We start from the raw sequence: 1,205 nt of genomic DNA on the forward strand, positions 1-1,205 counted from the left end.
ACATCGACTCGGTATAGCCGTCCGCTCCGCGCATCGCTTCAGTCTCAGTGTTGTCCGGTTCTTTGTTTCAACGTTTACCCCTCCCGCGCGGATGACGTGCGCGGGAGGTATTTCAACAGCCTGCTAGACTTGATCCGCAAGCCGTTTCCGTTTGGACTGTCTCCTCCATCCATCGTTAGATCAATGATCGCGACGTTACTGATTCCCGCATTCGTCTCGCTGCCAATCGACATGCCGTGTCCATAGTAGAAGTGGTTATGCGCGAACATCAGGTTCTTGCTGCCAGGTGATGCCCTAGCCTTGATGGCGACGTGGTCGTCACCTGTGCTGATATACGAATAAGCCAGCAACACGTTGCGTGACTGAGCGGGATCGAAACCGTCAGTGTTCTTCACGGTGTCCGGCGTGAAACATGTAGCGGGGGTCTTCTGGTCAGGTGTGGTGCCAGAGGGACAAGCATACCCGCTGACGCTGTACGCGAAGCTTGGTGCCAGGACCTTTATATTCCATGCGACTACTCCCGCAACGCCATCGGTGACAACATGGAAATTGGGCGAGTTCTGCAAGGTGATGCGATAGAGTGTGAAAGCGGAGCCTCCCGTCACCTGGACAAGCCGGGGATTTTGCTGGTGTAGTCCGGAGATCTTGTTTTGATAGGCGACGTCCCACCAGGTGCGCCTGCCCGCATTGGCGCCGCTGGTGAGCAAGCTGCCACCACGACCGTCGATGGTCCCGTCACCCAGAATCGCGCTGCCCGTAGTTGTCTGTGCAAGTATGAGCGGATTGCAAGATTTTTTATTTGATGTAGTCGCAGTACCGCACGTTCCCGCACCATTATCGAAGTCTGCGGGATTGCGAGAGGCGAATAGCGTCACGCCTCGGTCGATTCACAACGATACTCCGGATTTTAGCCTGAGCGGACCACTGAGAAAGCCGGTATCTCCTGATGCACCGGTGACAAGCTTAACCGCTTGGCCTGCCGGACAGGCGTCGATTGCGTCTTGGATGCGCGCGGTGTCCGGATTGGACGAAGATGCATTCGCGTCCCACATATCGATGGAGCCGTTGACCGGCGCAAGCGATGCTTCGAGCCGCCTGCAGACGGTTGCAGGTAGTGACGGTTCGTTGACTGTGCCCCATTGTGTCTTTACGGGCCGTAACTTGTCCGCTGACGTGGATGCCAACGCGGGCGCAATCACGAGAAG

Annotated in this window: 1 protein-coding gene and 1 pseudogene; both read right to left on the reverse strand. The window is 56.7% G+C overall.

Annotated elements, in window-relative coordinates:
• Positions 1–74: 74 nt before the first annotated feature.
• A complete protein-coding gene (locus ACLFKU_RS43510) occupies positions 75–875 on the reverse strand; it encodes a glycosyl hydrolase family 28 protein (RefSeq protein ID WP_410853365.1) in 801 nt (266 codons plus the stop codon).
• A gap of 12 nt (positions 876–887) precedes the next feature.
• A pseudogene (locus ACLFKU_RS43515) lies at positions 888–1,205 on the reverse strand (polygalacturonase); the annotation flags it as partial.

It is taken from the genome of Paraburkholderia sp. EG304, from assembly GCF_046543485.1.
In the GTDB taxonomy this organism is placed as follows: Bacteria; Pseudomonadota; Gammaproteobacteria; order Burkholderiales; family Burkholderiaceae; genus Paraburkholderia; species Paraburkholderia youngii.